This is a genomic window from Anoxynatronum sibiricum (genome assembly GCF_039414295.1).
GTDB classification, from domain to species: domain Bacteria; phylum Bacillota; class Clostridia; order Peptostreptococcales; family Tindalliaceae; genus Anoxynatronum; species Anoxynatronum sibiricum.
Genome location: NZ_JBCITM010000005.1, coordinates 1 through 24,590, shown reverse-complemented (window position 1 = coordinate 24,590; position 24,590 = coordinate 1). Strand labels below are relative to the sequence as shown.

General features: G+C 50.7%; 17 protein-coding genes and 1 other annotated feature. Of the genes, 16 read left to right on the top strand and 1 reads right to left on the bottom strand.

Annotated elements, in window-relative coordinates; all coding sequences use genetic code 11:
• The first annotated feature begins 153 nt into the window (after positions 1–153).
• The 8 genes from AAIG11_RS06295 to serS all read left to right on the top strand — a co-directional run bounded on the left by AAIG11_RS06295 (position 154) and on the right by serS (position 14,270).
• Positions 154–4,863 (top strand): ATP-binding protein, encoded by a 4,710-nt coding sequence (locus tag AAIG11_RS06295; RefSeq protein ID WP_343185390.1) that lies wholly within the window; start codon positions 154–156, stop codon positions 4,861–4,863.
• A 9-nt stretch (positions 4,864–4,872) separates the two neighbouring features.
• Entirely contained in the window at positions 4,873–6,840 is a 1,968-nt protein-coding gene (locus AAIG11_RS06290; RefSeq protein ID WP_343185389.1) for an ATP-binding protein, read from the top strand.
• Between the two features lie 168 nt (positions 6,841–7,008).
• Positions 7,009–7,326, top strand: a complete 318-nt coding sequence (locus AAIG11_RS06285) for an STAS domain-containing protein (protein WP_343185388.1) — start codon at positions 7,009–7,011, stop codon at positions 7,324–7,326.
• Between the two features lie 62 nt (positions 7,327–7,388).
• Positions 7,389–7,817 (top strand): ATP-binding protein, encoded by a 429-nt coding sequence (locus tag AAIG11_RS06280; RefSeq protein WP_343185387.1) that lies wholly within the window; start codon positions 7,389–7,391, stop codon positions 7,815–7,817.
• Positions 7,817–8,623, top strand: coding sequence for a SigB/SigF/SigG family RNA polymerase sigma factor (locus tag AAIG11_RS06275; RefSeq protein WP_343185386.1), 807 nt, complete (start codon positions 7,817–7,819; stop codon positions 8,621–8,623). Before AAIG11_RS06280 ends, AAIG11_RS06275 begins: the two co-directional genes overlap by 1 nt.
• Positions 8,624–8,968: 345 nt before the next feature.
• A complete protein-coding gene (locus AAIG11_RS06270; protein ID WP_343185385.1) occupies positions 8,969–11,815 on the top strand; it encodes a UPF0182 family membrane protein in 2,847 nt (948 codons plus the stop codon).
• Positions 11,816–11,951: 136 nt separating this feature from the next.
• The gene (locus AAIG11_RS06265) at positions 11,952–12,371 is read left to right on the top strand and encodes an acyl-CoA thioesterase (protein ID WP_343185384.1); all 420 of its coding nucleotides are present in this window, start codon (positions 11,952–11,954) and stop codon (positions 12,369–12,371) included.
• Positions 12,372–12,596: 225 nt separating this feature from the next.
• Positions 12,597–12,847: a binding site (T-box leader), on the top strand.
• 142 nt (positions 12,848–12,989) lie between these two features.
• Entirely contained in the window at positions 12,990–14,270 is a 1,281-nt protein-coding gene (serS, locus tag AAIG11_RS06260) for a serine--tRNA ligase (RefSeq protein WP_343185383.1), read from the top strand.
• Between the two features lie 165 nt (positions 14,271–14,435).
• Here the strand turns inward: serS and AAIG11_RS06255 are convergent, their stop codons facing one another.
• On the bottom strand, positions 14,436–14,969 hold the full coding sequence (locus AAIG11_RS06255) for a YcxB family protein (RefSeq protein WP_343185382.1): 534 nt from the start codon (positions 14,967–14,969) through the stop codon (positions 14,436–14,438).
• Between the two features lie 481 nt (positions 14,970–15,450).
• Here AAIG11_RS06255 and AAIG11_RS06250 point away from each other — a divergent pair, with 481 nt between their 5' ends.
• The 8 genes from AAIG11_RS06250 to AAIG11_RS06215 all read left to right on the top strand — a co-directional run bounded on the left by AAIG11_RS06250 (position 15,451) and on the right by AAIG11_RS06215 (position 24,286).
• Positions 15,451–16,506, top strand: a complete 1,056-nt coding sequence (locus AAIG11_RS06250; RefSeq protein ID WP_343185381.1) for a substrate-binding domain-containing protein — start codon at positions 15,451–15,453, stop codon at positions 16,504–16,506.
• Between the two features lie 424 nt (positions 16,507–16,930).
• Positions 16,931–17,989 (top strand): TRAP transporter substrate-binding protein DctP, encoded by a 1,059-nt coding sequence (locus AAIG11_RS06245; RefSeq protein WP_343185380.1) that lies wholly within the window; start codon positions 16,931–16,933, stop codon positions 17,987–17,989.
• A gap of 147 nt (positions 17,990–18,136) precedes the next feature.
• Positions 18,137–18,688 (top strand): TRAP transporter small permease, encoded by a 552-nt coding sequence (locus AAIG11_RS06240; RefSeq protein ID WP_343185554.1) that lies wholly within the window; start codon positions 18,137–18,139, stop codon positions 18,686–18,688.
• Positions 18,688–19,995, top strand: a complete 1,308-nt coding sequence (locus AAIG11_RS06235) for a TRAP transporter large permease (protein ID WP_343185379.1) — start codon at positions 18,688–18,690, stop codon at positions 19,993–19,995. The genes AAIG11_RS06240 and AAIG11_RS06235 overlap by 1 nt, the downstream gene beginning before the upstream one ends.
• Before the next feature lie 279 nt (positions 19,996–20,274).
• On the top strand, positions 20,275–21,084 hold the full coding sequence (locus tag AAIG11_RS06230; RefSeq protein WP_343185378.1) for an alpha/beta hydrolase: 810 nt from the start codon (positions 20,275–20,277) through the stop codon (positions 21,082–21,084).
• Positions 21,085–21,189: 105 nt separating this feature from the next.
• Positions 21,190–22,308, top strand: a complete 1,119-nt coding sequence (locus AAIG11_RS06225; RefSeq protein WP_343185377.1) for an enolase C-terminal domain-like protein — start codon at positions 21,190–21,192, stop codon at positions 22,306–22,308.
• Between the two features lie 31 nt (positions 22,309–22,339).
• Positions 22,340–23,497 carry a mandelate racemase/muconate lactonizing enzyme family protein gene (locus AAIG11_RS06220; RefSeq protein ID WP_343185376.1) on the top strand — a complete coding sequence of 386 codons (1,158 nt, stop codon included), beginning with the start codon at positions 22,340–22,342 and terminating at the stop codon, positions 23,495–23,497.
• Positions 23,498–23,542: 45 nt separating this feature from the next.
• Entirely contained in the window at positions 23,543–24,286 is a 744-nt protein-coding gene (locus tag AAIG11_RS06215; protein ID WP_343185375.1) for an SDR family NAD(P)-dependent oxidoreductase, read from the top strand.
• The last annotated feature ends 304 nt before the right edge of the window (positions 24,287–24,590 follow it).

Here is a 24,590-nt window from a genome sequence, read left to right as displayed (position 1 = left end):
TATCAGAAGGAAACGCCTGGTGAGAAACGAATAATATCCGTGGAAATACAGCAGCAGACAGAAGTGAGTAGCGTCCCTCTGTTCTGACAATAACATACAAAAGAGGGCAAGTGGGAGACGAAAAAAGTCCACCTGTCACAAAGGAGGCGGCTTATGAAAGTGGCGTCAGCATGGAATACATGGATGGAAACATTTGAAGATGCGTTGCTAACAGGAGAAACGGTTTCAGTGGAAAAAACGCTGGGAGACATGCCGGTGAATGAAATATCCCCAGAGCCGGCAAAACTGTTTCGCGGCCTGCAGGAACAGCCCCGTTCAAGAGAACGGTGGCGGGCCGTGCGCAACTGGTATGAACGGCAATCCGGCAATCGAAAGATCCACTGTGCCTGTGCCTGTCAGTTCTTTATCTGCCGGCTTTCCAATGAACAAAAAGACTGGCGGGAAATGCAACACTTTTGTGTGGAACAGAACATCTGGGTTGAAGCCCACTATGCAGCCCTTCAACCCATGAAAATGAAACACGAGCAAGGTCAGGAAGCAGGATACTGGACTTTTTTCTGCAACAACGCCAACAAGTTGGAAAGCAGCCAACCGATCATTACACTTTTGGACAAGCATGCGCTGGTGGAAGAAGTTCGTGCCCTGGCAAAAAAGGCGGCTTCCTGGCAGAAAGAAATGCAGCGCTACTGGATAGAAGGCATTTTTCACGAGTTTGACGGCAATTTGGAAGAGGCCTTCCAAGCTCATGTGGCCGGGTATCGGTTTCATGGCGATCTGACGAAACTATTAAAATGGGCCAACACCTTTGACCGGCTGGAATGGTGGAGACACTTCTGGCTGACAGAAGAAAAAAATATATCCGGCAGTGATCGAAAGAATTTCAGGTGTATTTACCAGGTGTTGGAACTGGCCAGTTTACAGGATCAAGAGTTAGGTTACAAAATGGTGGAAACAGTGGTGAAATATCCAATTTCACCTTCGTGGAGCAGTTTAAAAGACATGGCGGCAGAGTTGGAAGGGAAAAAACTGGACCAGGAAGCACTTTCACTGATGGAAAAACTCTACCGTCTCTTTCCCCGAGACCAGGCGGCTGGTGATGTGTATGCAGATACGCTGCTGCGCATGGGGCGGGCAAAAGAAGCCTTCCATGTGAGGGAAAAAGTGTTGCAATACGCGGTACCAGCACCTCTAAGAAGGGCAATGGAATACCTGCGGATGTTGGCCACTGCCATGGCAACGGGAGATATTTCTCTGTGTGCGCGTTTGCGGGAGTATTTACAGGAAGAAGGCCGGATCAACCGGCATATGGAGGATAAAGGGGATCATCTGACGGCCTATTTGCTGAAACTGGTGAATCTGTGGGAAAAAGTGGATAAAGAAGAAAGTGAAGAAAAAAAAGCCATGATGAAGACGCTGGCAATGCTGGCACGAGCTCCAGAAGATCCCCAGGATTCCAAGCGGGTGGAAAATCCAGATCGACGAATTGTGGACATTCTCAGCGAAGAAGCGCATCAACCCTTACTGATTTTTCCTGAAACCCTTCAGTTGATGTGCAGCAACTCATTTGAAAAGCATAAACATTTATTGGAACAGTATGTCTGCCGCAGTGAAGCTCCTGGCAGCATCATGAGGTATTTTTTTGTGCTGGCCCAAAAAATAAGCCCCAAAATGGCAGAAAGTCTGAAAGAACTGGAGGCAAACGATGGTGCCTTTATTGCGACGGAGATATGGGACCGGGTTAAAGAGGGAACCATAAGCAAAACCCGCAGCGTCTGTCTTCAATGGGTTCAGAAGATCAATACATCTGACAGAAAAAGGGGAATAAGCCTGTTGATAGCCTTATATGGACCCACAAGTCTGAGAGAGGGGATTGCCTCGTCACCAGGGTTGTCAACCGACGAAAAAGATGCCCTGGGGCTGGCAATGGAGCAGTTGAACAGGGAAAAAGCAGAAAAAGACAGTGCCGACGAGTACAAAAGCAGTTTCCGACAGGGACTGATATATATCCGCATGGGCCGATGGAAAGAAGCCCGGGAAGCCTTTCATTTTCTGGTGGAGGCGCCGGAAAAAGTGGATGATCAAAATAAGTCCACCATCCTTGTCCAGCTGTGTGAAGCGTACATGATGGCAGAAAAAGGAAAGCCGTTTCTTCTGAAAACAGGAGAACTGTTGGGATACCAGGCGGCGGCTGTTCGTTGGATGGTGATGGGAAATTACCCGGAGAAGCTCACTGACCGGGTACATCAACTGTTGCAGGAGCATGACCCGGAAGCAGCGGTGTTCATGGATGCCATGAAAGCAGTCCGTGATCAGCGGGGAACGGAGGCCACCCAGATGATGGAGTCCATTCGTTCCCGCCAAGAACTCTATCTTAAAGGCTGCACAGAACTGCATACAGCCATGAAAGATTCATCAAACAGAAACAATGGAATCCCAGTCAAAAAACAGGAGAACAGATTGGTAAAATCGGATGATATTCCTTTGAAAACAACAGAAGTACCAACTTATGACCTTAATCTAATGATGACATATCCTGATGAAATGGATCTGAATCTTTCCCTTGAGGAAATCCTGGCAACACTCCCCTTTATAAAACAGACTTTGGAAAGCCAGGGGAACAAAGAGACTCCCTTTACAGAAAGAGAGTGGGAATCTCGCCAGGAACGGGTGAAAATGGAGCGAAATCCCATGAATCCCGCCGGAGATCAGCAAAAAGCACGCTTCTTTCTGGCGGCGGCAGCCCGGGTCCAGGAAGAAGGCCTGGAAGATGAGCTGGAAGATTATTTGACAGAATATGCTCAGGCCATGGTTCAGGTATTGGGTAACATGAAAGATAATCTCCGCAGGATTGCCGTTTGCAGCGAGTGGCTGGTGTTGCTGCTCTGGCGGCAGCAAAAGGGAGAACCCGTGCAGCGAATGATCGAAGAAGGAATTCAACAGCTGCTGGAGTCTTTCCGATGGCTGCAGACACCCCAGGACCTGTTAACCATGCTGCCCTATCTGGGAAAGACCCTTGCCCTGTTGCAAAAACATAGTCAGAGCCACAAGTTTTTTGGCCTTAGTGAGAAAAACCGCAGCTATGGGGGGAGTCTGCTTGCCACATTACAAGAGGTGGTGCATCAGGCTGCAGCCTACCAGCGGGAAACCTCTGTAAAAGAAAGAAAGGAAAAACTGGCGGAACTGATGGGAACACTGAACACCCCCATACTCACCCGAGAACTGCAACAAAAAGTGGAAGCTCATTACAAAAATCCCCTCAATGGGGCCCTGAACCAGTGGAAAAATCTGATCAAGCAAGAGCAGGATCTGCAGGAACAAAAGACTGATTTTCAACTGAAACTGTTAAACCTGGAGAATATAGTGGCACAGGGAACATCCCTGGAATTTCTTGTGACAAGCCTTGGAAATGAGCCAGCAGAACAGATCAGGTTAAGAATGGTAGTGACTGCTGATACCATGGACCCCATTTCATGGGAACAGGAATGGCCCCGGTTGGATCCTGGTGAAACCCTGACCATGACAATGCCCCTTTCCGATGCCCAGCCTGGGACCGCCACATTGATGGGAATCAGCCAGGTGGGAAGCCAGATGGCCCACACCTTGCTGGAAACAGAAATTACCATCACTCCGCCGGCACATGAACCAACGGAAAAACTGAGTGACCGGTATCCTCTGGCGGCCATCAAGAAAGACGACATCTTTTTTGGCCGGGACCAGGAGATGAACATCATCCGGAATGGGCTGGCATCCACCGGCAGCAATGTGACCTTTTTGGTATATGGGCTGCGGCGCATTGGAAAAAGCTCACTGTTACACTACGTGTATCGAAATGCACCAAAACCCTACATCCCCGTTTTTTGCGACGTACAGCAACTGACCAGTGTTGAGAACACGGCAGAACTGGTGTATGACCTGTTTGTGATGGACACCGTTCGAACATTGAAACAAAAAGGTATTTCCATGGACATGCCAGATGAAGCTTTTTTTGAAGACAATCCCGTGAGACGGCTGGGGCAGTTTTTCAGGCAGCTGGAAGAGCATCTGGGGGAACACAAACTGCTACTGCTTCTGGACGAGTTTGAAGCTGTTATCGACGGTGTGCAGGAAAAGCGGTTTTCAAACCACCTGTTTCCCCTGCTTCGCAGCCAGATGCAGCATTCTGATAAAATCAGACTAATGATTGCCGGCGGCGGCTATCTGGTGGACCGCATGACAGACGATGCCCTGAAGATTTCTGATACCGCCCAGTTGCTTAAAGTGGGTTTTATGGACCGAAAAGGAACCCACAGCATGATTCAGGTGCCTTATGAAGGAGAGTTGACATATTTGACAGAAACCCTTGACAGGGTATTTCTCATGACCAGCGGCCACCCCTACTACACCTCCATTCTCTGCAAGGCCATGGTGGACCGGATGAACCGGGAAAACCGGCGGGTGGTGTACCCATCAGATGTGGACGATGCAGTGGCAAATACCCTGCAGATGAACGAAAAGCAAAATTATTTCGACCATCTCTGGGAAACCGTCACAGACCCGGCAGAACGGGTGGTGCTGGCCATGACAGCAGAGGCATCTCCCAAAAATGTATCTTGGGTGACAAAACAGACCCTGTTAGATCAGGTGGCAGCCATGAAAAATCGACCCGGGTTACAACAGCTGATATATCGATCAAAACTGGAAGAAGTGGTGGACAGCCTGCAAAGGCTGGGTGTGTTAACAGAATCTCCAGATAATGCGGAAGCGTTTCGGGTGGCAGTGGATCTGTGGCGATTATTTTTACAGCGCAAATGGACCGTGGCAAAAGTGCTTGATGCAGAAGGCTGGCCGGCAAAGGGCGAAGCCAAGGATGAGACAAAGGAGTGACAAAAGTCAATGGGAAAAGGACTATGTTACAAACGATACCCGGTGCGGGAAGCAGAGGACTTTGTGGGCAGGGAGGATCTGATCTGGAAAATTCAGGACAGTGTTTTTGGCACCTACTCCAACAGCATGGCCCTCATTGGAGAAGACGGCACGGGAAAAAGTTCTCTCATGCAGTACCTGGCATTGTGGGAAACCCGTGAAAAATTGCTGGATACAGGGATTCAAAACCTGGTTGTACCCATGAATCACGGAGGCGCCCGGGATTTCCGTGAATTTCTGCTCTTGTTTCATGAAGCCATTTACGAAGCCATCAGAACCTGCCCCATTATGAGTGATGAAGTGAAAACTTACAGTCGTCACATATACGATGAGTTGGCGGAAGATCGGGAACGACGCCTGGCAAGCCAGCTGAAAGACATCTTGCAGCGACTGTATGAGGAAGAAGTGGTGACAGTGATCATGCTGGACGATATTGACCAGCTGACACGCCGGCTGGGAAAAGGAACCGGGGACCAGCAGCGCAGAGAACTGGCAGAGCGCAGCTTTGCTTTTCTCCGTTCCCTGGTGGGAAACACCACCATGGATGTGCGATACCTGACAACCAGCCGAAAAGCCATTGAATCCGTCTCCCGGGAATGTGCAGAATCAGGTTTTTCCGGTGTTTTCATGAGCGAAAGTCTGTCACTGTTCACCAGTGAAGAAGGCAAAACGTACATGGAACGCTGCGGGTTGACACTGAAAGAGAAAGATCAGGAATGGCTGATGCGAGTATCCGGCGGCATTCCAGGGCTGTTGCGGTCAGCCTGCCGCAGCTGGGAAGAACAGGCTCCCACCGATGAAGGTCAGGAAGCGGTGGAGGCCTTCCATCATAAGGTGGCCAAAGACGCCCATGGCATTCTTCGCACCCACTGGGAATCTTCCGACGAAGAAGAAAAAGAGCTGTTCAGAAAACTGGCCGGCGGAGAACTGAAAATCAGCAGGCGGTCCCCTGTGCCAGAGGCGATGGAACCCGCTTTCCGCTTAGCGTTGGAACGAAAACTGCTGCAGGAGGACGGTACCTTTACATCAGAAGTGTTTCGGTGGTTTGTGGAAAAAGAGACACCGTTGCTGGAAAGACAGGAAGGTCACGGGAACCGAACCAGCGAATGGAAGGAAGCCATGGAGCTCTATCGGAAATCAGCCCAGATGCAGCAGGAATCGGCAGAAAAAGTGGAACAGGCCTATCAATTGCTGCTGGAACAGACGCAGATGCTGCTGAACCGGTTTGCCAGTACCGTGGCGGGGGACGAACTCATTCGAAAAACAAACGCCCGGGAGACCCTTACCGACGAAGAAAAGGAAACCTACAACCGGCACGTGGTGAACCTGTTTCGCCAGTACGTGCACATTAATGCGGCAGATCTGGCCATGCCGCCCACTCTTAAAAATCGTGTCAGCCGTGATCTGTGGGAAGGGCTGAATGAATCAGTGCGCCAATCACTGCTGGAAGCGGAGATGCTGCGAACCATTTACACAGAGACAGATAACGATCAGTCTCCTGTCGGAGTGCTGTACGGTACGCTGGCAGAGACCGTGATGAACCAGATCGCTTTTCAGGGGCTGCGTCGCCTGCCCATGATGCAGCGATCAGGCAAAACCCTAGAAAGAGAAGGAAAAGAAAAGCCAGTGGCTCAATGGGAAAGCATCTATCTGGGCAATTTGAAGTATATTTTGGGAATTTGTACCGAAGAAGTGTATAAAAGCGGCGACCGACGGTTGATGAACCAGCTGAAAGCCATTCGAAACAATGACTTCGACGCCCGGCTGGATACAGTGCGCACCATTCGCAACCGATGCAGCCACGAGAAGAAAACGGCGGAAGACCGGGTGAGCCGGGAAGATCTTGACATCATGCGAGATGCATTACTGGGCAATTACGGAGAAGACACCGGACTATTGGCAGATTTAATTCATTTGGGAGAGCTCCGTGCCAGTTAAATGCCTTTTAACCAGCTGTTATCATCACCAAAATAGTCCAATGATGAGACTAACCGTCCAAAACAAAGACAAATCGACGCACTCATATAGTGTTAACAGGCGGAATCTGTTATAATAGACAGACAACACACAATGACGCCTTTTATTCGCAATGAAGGAGGGAGTACAGTGGCACTGAAGATCCAAAAATCCTTTAATGAAGAGGAACAGCTTTGGGTGCTTGTACTGGAGGGGGAAGTGGACCTGCATACTGCCGGCATTCTGAAAAAAGCAGTGAATGAAATGTTGGACGAGAAAAAAGAGTCGATCCGCATCATGGGAGACCAATTGGAATACATTGACAGCACCGGATTAAGCGTTTTCATCGGAACCCTGAAGCAGCTGCAGAAGGAAAATTTGAATATTCTTGTCAGAAATGTGAAGCCCAGCATAAAAAAATTATTAAATATCACGGGATTGGATAAAATACTAGTAGTGGAAAATTAGTTTCCAAATCCAATGAGAAGGTGATCCCTATCGTGAGACCAGTGATGAAGGAGCTCAGCAAAATGAATCAGGAAATCAACCGGGAAATGATCGAGTTGTCCATTCCCCATCGTTCAGAGTATGTGAGTATGATCCGGTTGACAGTCACAGCCATTGCCAGCAGCATGGGCTTCGATATTGAAGACATCGAAGACATCAAGGTGGCTTTGTCCGAGGCCTGCTCCAATGCCATTATGCATGGGGGCTGCGGTGCTGAGGAAAATTTTGTTGTCCAGTTTGTTCGTGAACAGGAACGTCTGACCATCTCTGTTTCTGATTTCGGCAAGGGCTACAGTGTTCAAACTCTCCAGGCTCCCAAGCTGGAAGAACTGAATGAAGGAGGGCTGGGAATCTTTATCATCAGATCGTTGATGGATGACGTGAAAATTAAAACCGGCAGCAGCCAAGGCACATCCATCACCATGATTAAGAATCTAAGGGAGGAAGCCTGATGACGACACCATCCACCGCCAATCACTCTCCGTCAGACCCGGGCCGCCATCTTTCCCTTGACACACTGAATGATAAAGAACTGTTCCTGGTCTACCGGGAAAACCGGGATGTGAAAATCCGAAATGAACTGGTAAGGCGCTACCTGTTTATCGCCGAAATACTCTCCAGAAAGTATATCAACAAAGGCATCGATTACGAAGACATCTACCAGGTGGCTTCCCTCGGCCTGATCTATGCCATCGAGCGCTTTGATGTTGACCGGGGCTATGAGTTTTCCAGTTTTGCCACTCCCACCATCATCGGTGAAATCAAAAAGTACTTTCGTGACAAAGGCTGGTCCATCCGGGTACCCCGGCGCATTCAAGAACTGTCGAAAAAAATCAATACCACCAAAAGTATTCTACAACAACAGTTACAGCGAACCCCCAAAATAAAAGATATCGCCGAGTACCTGAATTGCTCTGAGGAAGAAATCATCGAAGCCATGGAAGCCAACCAGGTATACACCCCCAAGTCTCTTGACCTCACCTACGACAACGAAGGGGAAGACAAAGACATTCAGTTCATGGATCTCATCGGTGAAACCGACAAAATGTTTGACTTCATTGAAAACCGGGATTTCATTCTGCAGGCCATGGAAAAATTGAATCAGGTGGAGCGCAAGGTGCTGAAAGACCGCTTCTTCGAAAACCAGACCCAGATGCAGGTGGCCATGTCTCTGAATGTATCACAGATGACGGTTTCCCGAATGGAAAAGAAAATCATCGAAAAATTCAAGAAAGAATTTAAACGGACCATGCAATAAAGGCACCCGGCAGAAAATGCCCGGTGCCTTTTCTTCAGTCATCACCGGTCATCTTCAGGCATTAATAGATAGCAGCGCTTCAAATCCGGGAGAAATCCGGGAGGATTGAAAGAAAACATTTACGGGAAAAGAACGTCTTGTTTAGCAACACCATTTCATCAACAGTTCATGTTGATGTGATAAAGTGTAAATGATGATGAGAACAAGCGAAATGAATCAATGAAATCGAAAACAGGGGTGACGTTGATCAGAACGATTAGATCAAGGGAGCTCAGTGAGAAATCACTCAGAAAAAGGTGTTCATCCAGTCATTTCAGCGGATGATCAGAGAAGGGAGTTTTTCAAATGAACCGCATTCGAAAAATACTGGGAGGGGTGGCGGCCCTGGTGGTGGTGGTGCTGCTTTTCACCAGCCAGCTGGTCCATTTCATCACCGAATACCAGTGGTTTGCCGATTTGGGATACACCGGCGTGTTTCTCACCCGGCTGCGTACTCAGATGACGTTGGGGATCCCTGTGTTTATTGTGGCAGGCATTCTCTTTTATGCATATTTTCGGGTACTCAAGAAAAGGTACGAGAAACAGACCGGTGCCACCCAAGTAACCCTGTCAGACAAGCAAATCAACCGATGGCTGCTGCTGCCGGCGGTGGTGCTGGGCCTTTATACAGCCATGAACACCGTGGGACGTTTCTGGTGGCAGATTCTGGAGTTTCGCCATCAGGTTCCCTTTGGCGTGGAAGACCCGGTTTTTGGAAAAGACATCGCCTATTATTTCTTCACCTGGCCCCTCTTGATGCAAGGACTGGACACACTGATTTCATTGATTTTCACCGTGGTGGTGGTTACTTTCTTTTTCTATTTGTTCATGCTGGCTGCCCGCCGGCCCACCCTGATTCAGGTGGAAGAAGGGACCAATCCCTGGAAAGACACGATGAAACGGTTTTTGGCTTTTGCCACCCGCCAGATGGTAACCCTGGGTGTGATTTTTTTTGCCATCCTCACCCTTCGGTATCTACTCAGTATTTACCAGCTCCTCTACTCTCCACAGGGGGCCATTTATGGCGCCGGCTATACTGATATGGCCGTGGGTCTGCCCCTGTACCGCATCAAAGCCCTGGTGAGTTTTGCCGGCGGCGTATTGCTGCTGGTGGGATTTTATGGCCGCAAATACAAGCTGATGGTGGCAGGCCCGGTGCTGCTGGTGCTGGTGACAGTGGTGGGAGGCATTGCCTCTGCCGGAGTGGAGCGTTTTGTGGTGGAACCCAATGTGCTGGCCCGGGAGACGCCCTATATTAATCAAAACATCGCATACACCCGCATGGCCTATGGATTAGACAATGTGCGGGAAGAAAAATTTGACATTGACTATAACCTCACCCGGGAAGACCTGGAAGCCAACCCGGAAACAGTGAAAAACATCCGTATCAATGACTACCGGCCAGCCCTCCTCAGCTACAACCAGCTGCAGGCCATTCGCCCCTATTACCAGTTCACAGACGTGGACATTGACCGCTACCACATTGACGGCGAATACCGACAGGTGTTTACTGCCGCCAGGGAACTGAACATGGAACGCATCAGCGAATCCGCCAAAACCTGGCTGAACATGCATCTGAAATACACCCATGGTTATGGCGCAGTGGTGTCACCGGTGAATGCCATCACCCCTCAGGGGCAGCCAGAGCTGTTTATTCGCAACATTCCCCCCGTAAGCACCACTGATCTGGAGATCACCCGGCCGGAGATCTATTTTGGAGAACTTACCAATCATTACATTGTGGTGAACACCGGCGAAATGGAGTTTGACTACCCCATGGGGGAAGACAATGCAGAAACCATGTATGAAGGAACCGCCGGTATTCCCTTGAATGGCTTCAACCGTCTGCTTTACGCCCTGCGGGAACGGAGTGCCCGGCTGTTTGTTTCCGGCAGTATTTCCGGCGAGAGCCGCATCATTTTTGACAGAAACATTGAAGAACGGGTGAGAAAAATTGCCCCCTTCCTGTTGTATGATGAAGACCCTTATCTGGTGATCCATGAGGGACGGTTAGTCTGGATCATCGACGCCTTTACCATTCATGACAAGTATCCCTACGCCACCCCCTACCTGAACCAGGATTACAACAGCCGCCTGCGGGGAGACTACAATTACATGCGTAATTCGGTGAAGGTCATGGTGGATGCCTATGAAGGCGACGTCAACTTCTATATTGCCGATGTGCAAGATCCGGTGATTCAAACCTATGCCAATATTTTTCCCGGCCTGTTCCAGCCTCTGGAAGCCCTGCCGGAAGGCTTACACAAACACATTCGTTATCCTCAGGAGCTCTTTGATCTGCAAACCATCGTTTATGAGCGTTACCACATGGCCAACCCCTCTGTGTTCTATCTGGACGAAGACCTGTGGAACATTGCCCAGGAGCGCTATGCCGGTCAGTCTCAAAATGTGGAGTCTCAGTACATGATTTTCAAAATGCCGGGAGAAAACAGGGAGGAGTTCGTGCTATCCGTTCCCTACACCCCCAACCGGCTGAACAACATGATTGCCCTTCTCATGGCCCGAAACGACGGGGAGCATTATGGTGAACTGGTGCTTTACCAGCTGCCCAAAGACCAAAACATTTACGGACCCATGCAGATAGAGGCCCGTATTGATCAGAATGAAGTTATCTCACAGAGCCTCACCCTGTGGGGAGAAGGTGGCTCTCAGGTGATTCGGGGGAACCTGTTGGTGATTCCCATGAACAACTCCTTCCTCTACATTGAGCCCCTGTACATCCAGGCTTCCAATTCCGACAGCCCGCCAGAGGTGAAGCAGGTCATCGCTGCCTTTGGAGACGACATTGTCATGGAAAGCACTCTTGAAGAAGCCCTGACCCGCCTCTTTGGGGCCGGGACACCCACCATTCCAGAAAGTGGCACGGGAACGCCTTCATCACCAGATGATCAGCCCTCGGCACCGGAAGAAACCCCTGCTGCCCCAGGCGCACCTGGCGACACGCCATCACCGGAAATAACGTTGCCGGCTGATTTGTCAGAAGCTTCTACAGAAATCCTAATTCAAGCTGCCAACAGCACCTTCGAAAACGCCCAGCAGGCCTCCCAGGAGGGAGATTGGGCCGCCTATGGGGAAGCCCTGGCACGATTGGAACAAATTTTAAATGCCCTGGAAGCACAATCACAAGAATAGAAACTTCATGTACCGACCAGCACCAACCTAACCCAATTCTTCGACGATTTTCATTAAAAATCATTAATAGATATCCAGAAAATGGGTATACAGTGAGAATAACCAACGAATAATGAAAATCGAAGGAGGAACCCTTATGAAAAGTCATCTGATTCACCATTTGGTGAAAAGTGAAGATTTGAACCATCACGGCACTCTTTTTGCCGGCAGAATGGCAGAATGGTTTGTGGAAGCATCTTTTGTGGCGGCAGCCAGCCAGTACGGAAAACCAGAAGGCATTGTGTGCCTTAAAGTTCACGGCTTCCGTTTTTTCAAACCGGTGCGTAATGGCAGTATTATTCTCATTGACAGCAAAGTGGTGCTCACCGGTCGTACCAGCATCACCGTCTACGCCAGTGTGGTGGATGAAAAAACCAACGATCTTCTGGTGGATGGGTTCATCACCTTTGTCAGCGTTGATGAAGCGGGAAACAAAGTGCCCCACGGATTGACCACGCCAGAAGTGGTTGACGCAAAAGAAGCTGAAATTGTGGCGCAGGCAAAAGAACTGAAATAGCCAAAACAGTCGAAACAGCCAAATCAACTGAAACAGCCGAAACAGCAAAATCGTGGAACCATCGGCAGGGATGGACCTGCAGAAAAACGAAAGTCGTACAAACGGAAGCCGAACAGGTTGTCAAGTGAAGATAGCTGTGATACAATAACTTGATCAAAGGTACGGCTGAGCATGCTGGTGAATTGAGAAGACAAAAGCAAATGAAGAGCAATGAAAAAAACATATGAAAAAGTGAAGAAGAACCCAGTAGACTGTGAGAAACCTTCAGAGAGCCGTCGGTGGTGGAAGACGGTGGTGCATTCAGTCGAATCCAGTTCGGAACTGTTGCGTGAACAGCCGTAGAAGACACTTGTGTCAATCGATGGCCGCCAAGCGCCGCCGGCCCAGACAGCCGTTATCCCGTCTGTTGAGTGGATTGTTTCATGTGAAACAGTCAATCAGGGTGGCAACGCGGAGTATGAACCTTCGTCCCTTTCACCGGGGATGAAGGTTTTTTTGTACGATAAAAAAAGAAAAAAAGAGAAGAAATGCCGGAGGCAAAAAAGAAAAGAATGAAGTTAGAATGAAAAGAGAAGACAAAAAAGAAAAAGAGCTAAATAAAGATGAGGAGGAATTGAGATGTTGGATCTGAAACGCATTCGCAATGAACTGGAAACCATTAAAGCAGCCATGGAACGTCGGGGAGAAGCAGAGGTGGATCTGGATGCCGTAGTGGCGCTGGATGAAAAACGGCGCAGCCTGCTTCAGGAAGTGGAGCAGATGAAAAGTGAACAAAATGCAGTTTCCCGGGAAATTCCCCGCCTGAAAAAAGAGGGGGAAGACACCACCGAAATCATGGCAAAAATGAAAGACCTTTCTGCCCGTATCAAAGAGCTAGACGGCGACGTGGCCCAGGTGGACAGCGACCTTTATGAGATGATGCTGCGTATTCCCAATGTGCCCCATCCCGATGTTCCTCAGGGAGAGACAGATGACGACAATGTGGAAGTGCGCCGCTGGGGAACGCCTCTCACCTTTGAATATGAAGCCAAAGCCCATTGGGACTTGGGAACAGAGCTTGATCTCTTAGATTTTGAGCGGGCAGCCAAAGTCACCGGAGCCCGTTTTGTGCTCTATAAAGGGCTGGGAGCCAGACTGGAACGGGCTCTCATCAACTTCATGCTGGACCTTCACACCGAACGTCACGGCTACCAGGAGCTGATGCCTCCCTTTATGGTGAATCGCCAGAGCATGACCGGCACCGGCCAGCTGCCCAAATTTGAAGAGGACACCTTCCGGGTGCCTCAAAAAGACTATTTTCTGGTGCCCACGGCAGAAGTGCCGGTGACCAACATCCACCGGGACGAAATCATTCCCGAAGAATCCCTGCCCCTCTGCTACGCCGCCTATACCCCCTGTTTCCGTTCAGAAGCCGGGTCTGCCGGTCGTGACACCCGGGGGCTCATTCGCCAGCATCAGTTCAACAAGGTGGAAATGGTGAAATTCACCACCCCTGAAACCTCTTATGCAGAGCTGGAAAGTCTCACCGCCAATGCGGAGGAAGTGTTGAAACAGCTGGGAATTCCTTATCGGGTGGTGAAAATCTCCACGGGTGACCTGGGCTTCACCGCTGCCTTTAAGTACGATGTGGAAGTGTGGATGCCCAGCTACAATCGGTATGTGGAGATCTCCTCCTGCAGTAACTTTGAAGACTTTCAGGCGCGGCGGGCCAACATTCGCTATCGCCCCAAAGAAGGTGGAAAGGTCACATTTCTTCATACCCTCAATGGTTCTGGCCTGGCAGTGGGCCGCACCCTGGCGGCGATTCTGGAAAACTTCCAGCAGCCTGATGGCAGTGTGGTGATTCCAGAAGTGCTTCGGGGGTACATGGGCGGCGTTGAGCGAATAGCCGTGAAATAGCTGGTCAATCACGCAATCACGGACACATACAATCACGCAGTAAAGGCAACCAGGCATGACACATCATAACGGACAAAAAAGCAGTGACACCGCTTAGAACAGGCGGCAGTCACTGCTTTTTTTGAATCAATCTGACAGGAATGGTGAAAAGACAGGCACCGGATACTATCCCTTTGGTTGACGGCGTTTGTGCTTAACCCGAATGGGGGGCACCTGCTCGCCCACCAGTTTGAATAGCGCCTCAGGGGTTCCCTGCTGCAAATCGCCATGGGGCAGAATAAAGGCCCGGGCTTTGGTCAAATACAAGTAAGACACCTGCTCCAGGTGAAATACCCGGTATACCTGATGCCACTGAAAGGTGGTAATTTCTGTTTCGCTGGTCACCTTCACATCTTTTTGCCCAAGGGTCACCGTATAGGCTACCCGGGGCATTTCCAGGTGGTGAAGGCGAATTTGACGGTTCAGAGATACCCGGTAAAAGATCAGGTACGCCAGAGGAAGCAAAAGGCCGGCGCCGCAGTACGCATAGAAAAAAAGACGGCTGCCGGTACTCAAATGAACCACACCCAGAATGATGAGAAAAACAGGAAAGAAAAGCAGCATCAATCCCCGGTGGTTCATCTGAAAAGCGTTAAAATGGCTAAAATCACGGAAAATCTGGGCATTCACAGTGGTACGTACCACAATGGGCTTTTCCATCGAAAATCCTCCTGTCACATATCCAAAATCAGCCAGCCATGACCAGCGACAAAGTTAAAAGCAGCTTCAGGCATTGCTTGCTGATTTGTAAAATCCATGAGCAAAGTGCTGAGAAGACTTGGAACAAAGGTCATGACGCTTTCACTATACCACAGGGACAACAGGGAGAAAAGAGGTTAAAACGTTTTAGTAAAAGAAGCGTTGAATAGATTAATCATTCATGCAATTCAGTCAAAACCACTGCTGCTATTCTTGCCGAAAGAACAGCGAATACGCAAACATAAAAGCTTAAAAGGATAGAGCGCTTGAAAATACTGGATTCATAGAAGCAAAAGAGAAATAAGTGATCACGAAAAATTCCCACTCTTTAAACATTATTTTGCTTTTCTGAGAAAAAGTGATTGACAGGCGGAAAAAGGCATATTAAAATAAGGCCAGAACGTTAAGAAAACGTTTTAGTAAACGTGAAGCGGTGAAACGAATGGTCAAACGAGTCACCATCAAAGACATTGCAGCAAACATGGGCGTTTCTTCAGGAACCGTACACCGTGCCTTAAACGGCAAGCCGGGCGTAGGGGATGAACTGCGGGAGCGAATACTGGAGACAGCTCGGGAGTTTGGCTATCGCCCCAACTATGTGGCGTCTTCTCTTAAGCGGAAAACCCTGCGAATTGTGGCGGCTTTTCCCGGCTCCACAGAGCAGAACCGGTATTACTACACCTATGTCTGGCAGGGGTTTCGGGACTGTATGGAGGAGCTTCAGGATTATAACCTGCAGGTCATCGAAATACCCTATTACAACACGATGAATGTGCAGGGACATGAACTGACAGCGGTGCTGGAAAGGTATGACCATGAAATTGACGGGCTGATCACCGTGGGCCATGCCCACGATGAACGGGGCGAACAGGCCATACGCCAGTTCATCCAAGAGGGAATTCCAGTCATGCTTACCTGTGACGATCTGTATGACAGCGGTCGATTGGGCTGTGTCCAGGCCAACTATCAGGTGACAGGCCGCATGGTGGCTGAGCTGTTAAGCTCACAGCTTCCAGAAAATAGCAGTGTGCTCATAGGGGCCGGGGATGTGATGGTTCCTTCCCATTATGGCATTATTCAAGGGTTTGATGCATACATGGAGGAAAACGATATCAACCTGAAAACCATCAAAGTTCATGGCTACAAAGACGAAGAAGAGATTTCCCTGCGGATGCGGGAATACCTCAACAGCGATCCAAGCATCCGGGCCATTTACAGTGTCAATGCCCGGGGAAGTGTGATGATTGGTAATCTGGTGCAGGAGATGGGACTGCAAGGTAAGTTGCGGGCCATTGGCAGTGACTTGTTTGATGAAAATGCAGCCAATATGAAAGAGGGCATTCTCGACAACATCATCTACAAAAACCCTTATCAACAGGCCTACCTGGCAACCAGGCGTCTGCTGGATTATCTGATCAAGGGTGAAAAACCCATTGAAGATGTCAAATATGTGCAAAGTGTGGTTCTTTTTAGAAGCAACCTGTCCATGTACCTGTAATCCATTCATGCACCTGTAAGCAGAACAGTGTTCCTGACAAACAGTATCATTGCATTTTTCGGTTATGGGTTGCCAGCGTCAGCTGCTGGTTCCCCCTGACAGCTCCAATAGAAGCAGCCGCATAGAGACACATCAACACAGATAGGTTTCTGGTAACAAGTGACTTAAGAAGTGCAGCTCAAAAGGTGTCATCATTTGTCTGTAACCCGCTTGCCCTTTCCAGGGTACTCGGTTGTCAACAGAGATGGTTCGCCGGCTGGCAGCGTAAATGGCTTCAGCAGCGAAACAGAAGCAAGTCTCCGAAGCATCAGGAAAACGTGTTCCACGCGTGTTCAGGATGCCAGAGAACAATGACAGGCATCAAAACGAAGAAAAGCAGTTTCAGGAAAATCCTGAGCCACTGCAAAAAAGGGGAGGTAACAAAATGAAAAAGAAGGCAGCATTATTGTTGGCAGGTATGATGAGTATTTCACTTTTGGCAGGATGTGGCTCCAATTCATCCGCGCCGGCTCCGGCACCCGCTGAATCCGGCAACGGCAGCGCAGCCGCACCGGCAGACAAGCCCAGCTATTCCCTCAAGTACGCTGAACTGAATCCTGATGGTCATATCATGGACGAAGCGGGAGACAAGTTTGCTGAACTGGTCAGCGAAAAATCCGGCGGCCGGATCACCATCGAAGTGTATCCTGCAGGTCAGCTGGGAGACGAAAAAACCGCTTATCAAACCCTGCAAATGGGTGGCGGCGCCATTGATATCGCCCGTGGCAATACCAACAGCCTGACAGACTTTGGTGTTCAAAAATTGAATCTGTTTGGACTTCCTTTCATTTTCCGTGACAGAGATCATCTGTGGAGCGTGCTGCACAGTGATATCGGTGATGATTTTCTAAGAGAAGCTCAGGAAGTGGGCACTGGCATGGTGGGCCTGTTTTACCTGGATGAAGGTTCCAGAAACTTCTTCACTGTTCCAGGCAAAGAAATTGACTCCATCGAAGATTTCAGAGGCATGAAACTGCGTGTACCCACCACTGACCTGATGAGTGAAACTGTTGCAGCCATGGGCATCCAGTCAACACCCATTTCCTTCTCAGAACTGTATTCCGCCCTGCAGTCAGGAACCGTTGATGGTGCCGAGCAGCCTCATTCCGGCTACTACTCCAACAAGTTCTTTGAAGTGGCTCCCAACTACATTCTTTCCGGCCACACCTACAGCCCCTCCATCGTGCTCATGAGCGAACAGGTATGGGATACGCTGGATGCTGAAGACCAGGCCATTCTGATGGAAGCTGCCAAGGAAACAGAAATCTGGAACCGTGAAAGCATTGAAGTGCTTGACAACCAACTGCTGGAAGATATCAAGGCAGCAGGAGCCAATGTGATCGAAGTACCGGATAAAACCCCTTACATGGAAGCAACTCAAAGTGTTGTGGAAAAATACATTGAAGGACTGGAAGATGAATACCAGGCCATCATCAATAAGTAAAGACAATTCAGAAGATCATTCATTTGCTGCATTGAATCAGTAAACCAGTGAACCAGTGAACAACCAACCATTGGAAGAACCTGCAGCATCTCCTCAAGGGGCAGCGACTTCGCTGCCCCTTTTGATCAACAGGGAGGTACCAACGTGATGACAAAGTTTTTTGATATGATTTACCTATTCTTCATGACATTTTGCAAGCTCTGTTTCATCGGCATGGTGGCCATCACATCCTACGTGGTTTTTGGCCGGTATGTGCTGCGCAGCAGCCCCACCTGGGGAGAGCCGGTGGTACTCATGTGCATGGTGTATATGTCACTCATCAGCGCAGCCCTGGCCATTCGAAAAGATACCCACATACGCATGACCATCATTGATTTCCTGCTGCCTGAAAAGGTGGTCAATGTGATGAAAGCAGCAGCTCAAATCTGTATATTTGCCTTCTCCATTTTCATGATCGTGTACGGCTGGCGCTTTTCCATGCTGGCGGGGCGCAATCTCATGACAGGCGTTGGCATTCGGTCCATGTGGCTTTATCTGTCGGTTCCCATGGCGGGGGCGGCCATGTGCCTCATGGAAATTGAACGGCTGCTGAACTTCATTCAGCGACACCGCAACAAAGATTTTCCAGGAAGCCCAGCGGATCACAACGATCATCCACAGCAATCAGCTGTCATTCAGGGAAAGGAGGAAACAGCCTGATGGATCAGAGCACCATTGCAGTTCTCATACTTGTCGGCACTTTTTTTGTGATGATTATCAGTCGTTTCCCCATTGCTTTTGCCATTGGAATTTCCAGCATTCTCACCACCCTTTACCTGGGGCTGCCCCTCATGCAGGTGGCTCAGCTTATGGTGAAAGGCGTGAATGTGTTCAGTCTTATGGCAGTCCCCTTCTTTATAATTGCCGGCGAGCTCATGGGAGCCGGCGGCATTTCCAAGCGGCTCATTGCCCTTTCCGATGCCCTGGTGGGGTGGATTCGCGGCGGGTTGGCCATGGTGAACATTGTGGCTTCCATGTTTTTCGGCGGCATCTCCGGTTCATCCACCGCCGATACGGCATCGCTGGGAACCATTCTCATTCCGATGATGAAAGACCAGGGCTACGACGAAGAATTTGCCACCAATATCACCATGACCAGTTCGGTGCAGGGACTGCTAATTCCCCCCAGCCATAACATGGTGATGTACGCCATGGTGGCAGGTACTGTTTCTGTGGGGCGCCTGTTTCTGGCGGGCCTGATTCCCGGCATCGTGCTGGGCATTGCCCTCATGATCTACAGCTACATTCTGGCAGTGAAACGCAACTACCCCAAAGGGGATCCCTTCCACCTCATCAATGTGCTAAAAACCCTGGTGGATTCCATTTGGGGATTGCTCACCGTGGTCATCGTGGTGCTGGGGGTTGTTTCCGGCATTTTCACCGCCACCGAATCGGCGGCCATTGCTGTTGTATGGGCCATGCTGGTGAGTTTCCTCATATACCGGGAATTAAGCCTGAAAGAAATGTGGAAGGTGATGGAGCGCTCTTTGGGAACTCTGGCCATTGTGCTGATCCTCATTTCCACCTCCACGGTTTTCGGGTGGCTGCTCACGTATCTGCGCATGCCCCAAATGGTTTCCAACGCCATCTTTGGCATCACAGAAAACAAATACCTGATTATGCTGATGCTGAATGTACTCATGCTGGTTCTGGGAACCATCATGGACATGTCTGCCATTATACTGGTGGCCACACCCATTTTGCTGCCCATCGCCACCAGTATCGGCATTGACCCGGTGCACTTCGGCGCCATTATGATTCTGAACCTGGGCATCGGCCTCATCACACCGCCGGTGGGAGGCACCCTTTTTGTGGGCAGTGCCGTCTCTGGCGTACCCATCGAGCGGTTGGTGAAAACCCTCCTTCCCTTCCTGGGAGTCATGGTGGCAGTGTTGTTGCTCATCACCTTTGTTCCGGGGCTGGTAATGTGGCTGCCCAACCTGATGATGCCTGTGCTGGGCAGTTAGCTCTGTCGGGTGTGGATCAACACATAAAAAATGGCTGCAAGACATAGCGGTCAAAAAAAGCTATCATAAAAAGCGACAGCAAGAAGAAAGATTGAAAGAGATAACTGAAAAAATGATCGGAAGAATGATCGAATAAATTGACTGGAAGAACCAACACGACAATTGAGTGAGCGCTGCAACCGGCCGGAAGACAGCAATGCTGGCTTCCGGCTGTCATCAATCAATGCGGGAACAGTGGCACGTTAAGCCACTGCCACAGACAGGAAAAGAGGTTATTTCATGGAAACCACAGCCAATCACAGCATTTTTCATATTCCCCTTGAAAATGAAGGCTGGCTGGACGCTTATCTGCTGGCGGAAGGCACAGCCCGGCAAGCCGTGGTGATCTGTCCCGGCGGCGGGTACCAGATGATTTCAGACCGGGAAGGCAAGCCGGTGGCCGAAGCCTTCAATCAGGCGGGTTTTCATGCCTTTGTGCTCCATTACAAGGTGACACCCGCCCCCTTGGGGTGGCAGCCGCTGCATCAGCTGTCCCAGGCCGTGGCAGAAGCCCGGCGTCAAGTGGCGCTGGTGCAACGCATGCCTGTTTCAGAGGTGCGGGTGGCAGTCTGCGGCTTTTCTGCCGGCGGCCATCTGGCCGGGAGTCTGGGAACCTTGTGGCACCGGGAAGCGTTTTTTTCACCGGCCACCAGCCTCGAACTTCACCGGCCGGACGCCCTGGTGCTGTGCTACCCGGTGATCTCTGCCCGGGAGTGCGCTCATGCCGCCAGCTTTCGACAGCTGGCAGGGCCAGACCCCAAACTGCGGCAGCTGTTTTCCCTGGAAGAGCGGGTGACAGAGCACACTCCGCCCACCTTTCTGTGGCATACCCTGACAGATGAACTGGTGCCTGCAAAAAACAGCCTGCTTTTTCTGGAAGCTCTGCTGGCGGCGCAAGTGCCGGCAGAACTGCATCTTTATCCCCGGGGCGTGCACGGTCTTTCCCTGGCTACCCCGGCGGTGGCGCAGCCGGAGAATAACCGGTGGGCTGACCCCCACGTTGCCACCTGGTTTGCCCTGGCGGTGGAGTGGCTGGCAGAAACCCTGTAAAAGGGTAAACGCTGATCATCAAGATAAGATGGCTGAAAAAGATGGTTGTATCGGGTGATTTCCTGATAAAAGCATTGATAATAGCACTGATAAAGGAGCCTGACAATGAAAATCGTATCCTTTGAAACCTGGTGGGTGAAACGGGAAAAATGTCTTTTTGATGAAAAAAGGCGGGGCGGTGCCGCCATGGATTGGGATGTGGTGGTGCTAAAGCTCACTGCCGACGATGGCACCGAAGGCCTGGCCACCTGTCTGGCCGCCCGCAGCGGCGGCGTCACAGAAAACTACCTTCACGACAATATTGCGCCGGTGGTCATGGGCCGCGACCCCCATGACCGGGAAAAAATCTGGCACGAGCTCTGGAACATCGACCGCCACCTCACCTTTTTCCCTGTGTACCTGCCAGGGCCGGTGGATGTGGCCCTTTGGGACATGTGCGCCAAGAAAGCGGGGCTGCCCCTCTACAAATATCTGGGCGCTTACCGCACCCAGCTGCCTGTTTACGCCAGCGGTCTTTTTCATGAAACTCTGGAGGACTACGTGGCAGAGGCTCTTTATTACAAGAGCAAAGGCATTAACGCTTACAAGGCACACCCTCCCGGCCCCTGGACCCTCGACATGGAGATTCACCAGGCCATTCGCAAGGCGGTGGGAGACGACATGGTGCTCATGAGCGACCCTGTGGCAGAATACACCCTTGATCAGGCCATTGCCGTGGGGCGGCAGCTGGAAAAGCTGAACTACCGGTGGCTGGAAGAGCCCTTCCGTGATTTTGAGCTCTACAAGTACCAGGAGCTGTGCCGCACACTGGATATTCCCATCGCCGCCACAGAAACCACCCGGGGTTGTCACTGGGGAGTGGCCCAGACCATCGCCCAGCGGGCGGCAGATATTGTGCGGGCCGATGTGAGCTGGAAAAACGGCATCACCGGCACCCTGAAAATTGCCCATATGGCAGAAGGCTTTGGATTGAACTGCGAAATTCACACCACCACCATGAATTACATGGACCTGGTGAACCTGCATGTGAGCTGTGCCATTCGTAACTGCGAATACTATGAATACTTTGTGCCGGAAGAATCTTTCCAGTTTCCCATGAAGGGCAGCCTTCCCATCGATGAGCAGGGCATGATCACTGTTCCCGAAGGTCCCGGCGTGGGAGTCGAACTGGACTGGGAGCTCATTGAGCGGCAGTGCCACTCGTACCGGGTGGTAAAGCTGTAAGGCAAAAACCCCACTGAAAAGAGGCCAACCTATGAGTCAGCAAAAAAAACAACAGCCATCCCAACAGCAGTCTCAGCAGCAACCCCTGCAACAACCTCAATTTCCAAACCCCCATACCATCAAAGACCTTTACTTATACCGGGCAGTTTCCCAGATCAGCCGCCCCATTGCCGATGCCACCCACACCATCAGTGAAATTGCCTTTTATGTGGTGGAGGTGGTGACCAACAGCGGCATCACCGGTCAGGGATACCTGCTTTCCTTCCATTACTCTCCCCGGGCCATTGAAGGCGCCCTTCATGACATGAAGAAGCTGGTACTTGAAAAAGGCTACGCCATTAACGAAACCCTGAAGTTGAAAGCAGATTTTGAACGGGAAGCAGAGTATTTCGGCAATGTGGGGCTTCAGCGGTGGGCCCAGGCCACGGTGAATGTGGCCATGTGGGACGCCTGGGGAAAAACCCTGGGGCAGCCCATTCACAAACTGCTGGGATCCAATGGTAAAAAAATCCCCGTCTATGGCAGTGGCGGCTGGCTCAGCTACAGCGACGAAGAGCTGCTGGAAGAAGTGCTGGGCTACAAAGCCCGTGGCTTCACCGCGGTGAAAATCAAGGTGGGCAGCCCTGAACTGGAACGGGATCTTCACCGCATTGCCAAGGTGCGGGAAGCCCTGGGCCCCACGGTGAAGATCATGATGGATGCCAACCAGGGCATGTCGGTGCCCAACGCCATCACCCTCTCCAATGCCGCCCGGGAAATGGGCATTCAGTGGTTTGAAGAGCCGGTGGTGAACACCGATTTCGCCGGTTACGAAATGATACGCAGCAAAACCGGCATCAGCCTGGCCATGGGAGAACGGGAATATGACGTTGTTGCCCTGCGGGAGCTGATTCGCCGCAATGCCCTTGACTTGTGGCAGCCCGATATCATTCGCATTGGCGGCGTGGAGGCCTGGCGTCTCAGTGCCGCCCTGGCAGAGGCCCATCATATTCCCTGCCTGCCTCATTACTACAAAGACTACGATGTGCCGCTGCTGGCCACCATCGGTCATCCCTATGGTGCCGAAAGCTTCGACTGGATCGACGGTATCATCGACAACCCCATGGTCATTGAAAATGGCTACGCCCATCAGCGGGAAGGTGCCGGCTGGGGCTTCCATTTTATGGAAGAACACTTGCAGCGTCTTTAAACAGCAATCGAACAGAACAGAAACGTAGGATCAGGAGGCGACAACATGTTTGAACTGACAGGACGAACAGGTATTGTCACCGGCGCATCCAGCGGCATCGGCTATGCCATTGCCAAAGTGCTGGCAGAAGCCGGTGCCAACGTCTATGCCATCAGCCGCAGCGGCAGTGTGAAAATTGAAGGGGCTGAAGCGCTTCCCGGAGTGGTTCACCTGGCGGGGGATGTCTGCGATTACCCCCGTATGGCTGAACTGGTGAAGACCATTGGTGAAACCGACGGCATCGATTTTCTGGTGAACAACGCAGGCATTACCGTGAAAGGCCGGGCAGAAAGCTTTGCCGATGATGATTTTGAAAAAATTCACCAGGTGAATGTGAACAGCGTGTTCAAGCTCAGCTGCCTTTGCTACCCCTACCTGAAGGCTTCTTCCCATGTGGGGCGTATTGTGAACATCACCAGCATGGCAGCCCACCTGGGCTTCTCAGAAGTGGTGCCCTACTGCTCCAGCAAAGGAGCGGTGCTGGCTATGACCCGGGGACTGGCAGTGGAATGGGCGGCCGACAATGTCACCGTCAACTCCATTGCACCGGGATGGTATCCCAGTGAAATGAACAAGCAGGTGATGACCGATGAGCGGCAGGCGAAGATTCTCAGCCGCATGCCCCTCCACCGCTATGGCGACACCCGTGATTTGGGGGCCATGGCCCAGTTTCTCATCAGCGACGGCGCAGCCTACATCACCGGCCAGGATTTTGCCGTTGACGGCGGGGCCCTGGCTTACGGCTATTAGGTAAAGCTGCTTTCAGGGTTGGGCGCTGTTGCGAGTGTCAGAAAGAATCCATTTTCAAGGGCGAGATTCAGGTTTGTGTATGTTCGAGAAAAGCCTGCTTACGGAGAGGGGTTCAGACCCTTCGTCTTCACCCTCCCCCTTTCCAGGGATTGTGCTTCAATAAATCATTAATCATTAACTCAACTTTCCCACCCAAGGGAAAGCAAAAAAACCTTGAAAATCGCTAATAAACATTCGTGAAAAACATATAGAGAACCCCCTGTAAGTGGTATAATAGAAGTATCCAAGTCCCACTAATACCAAC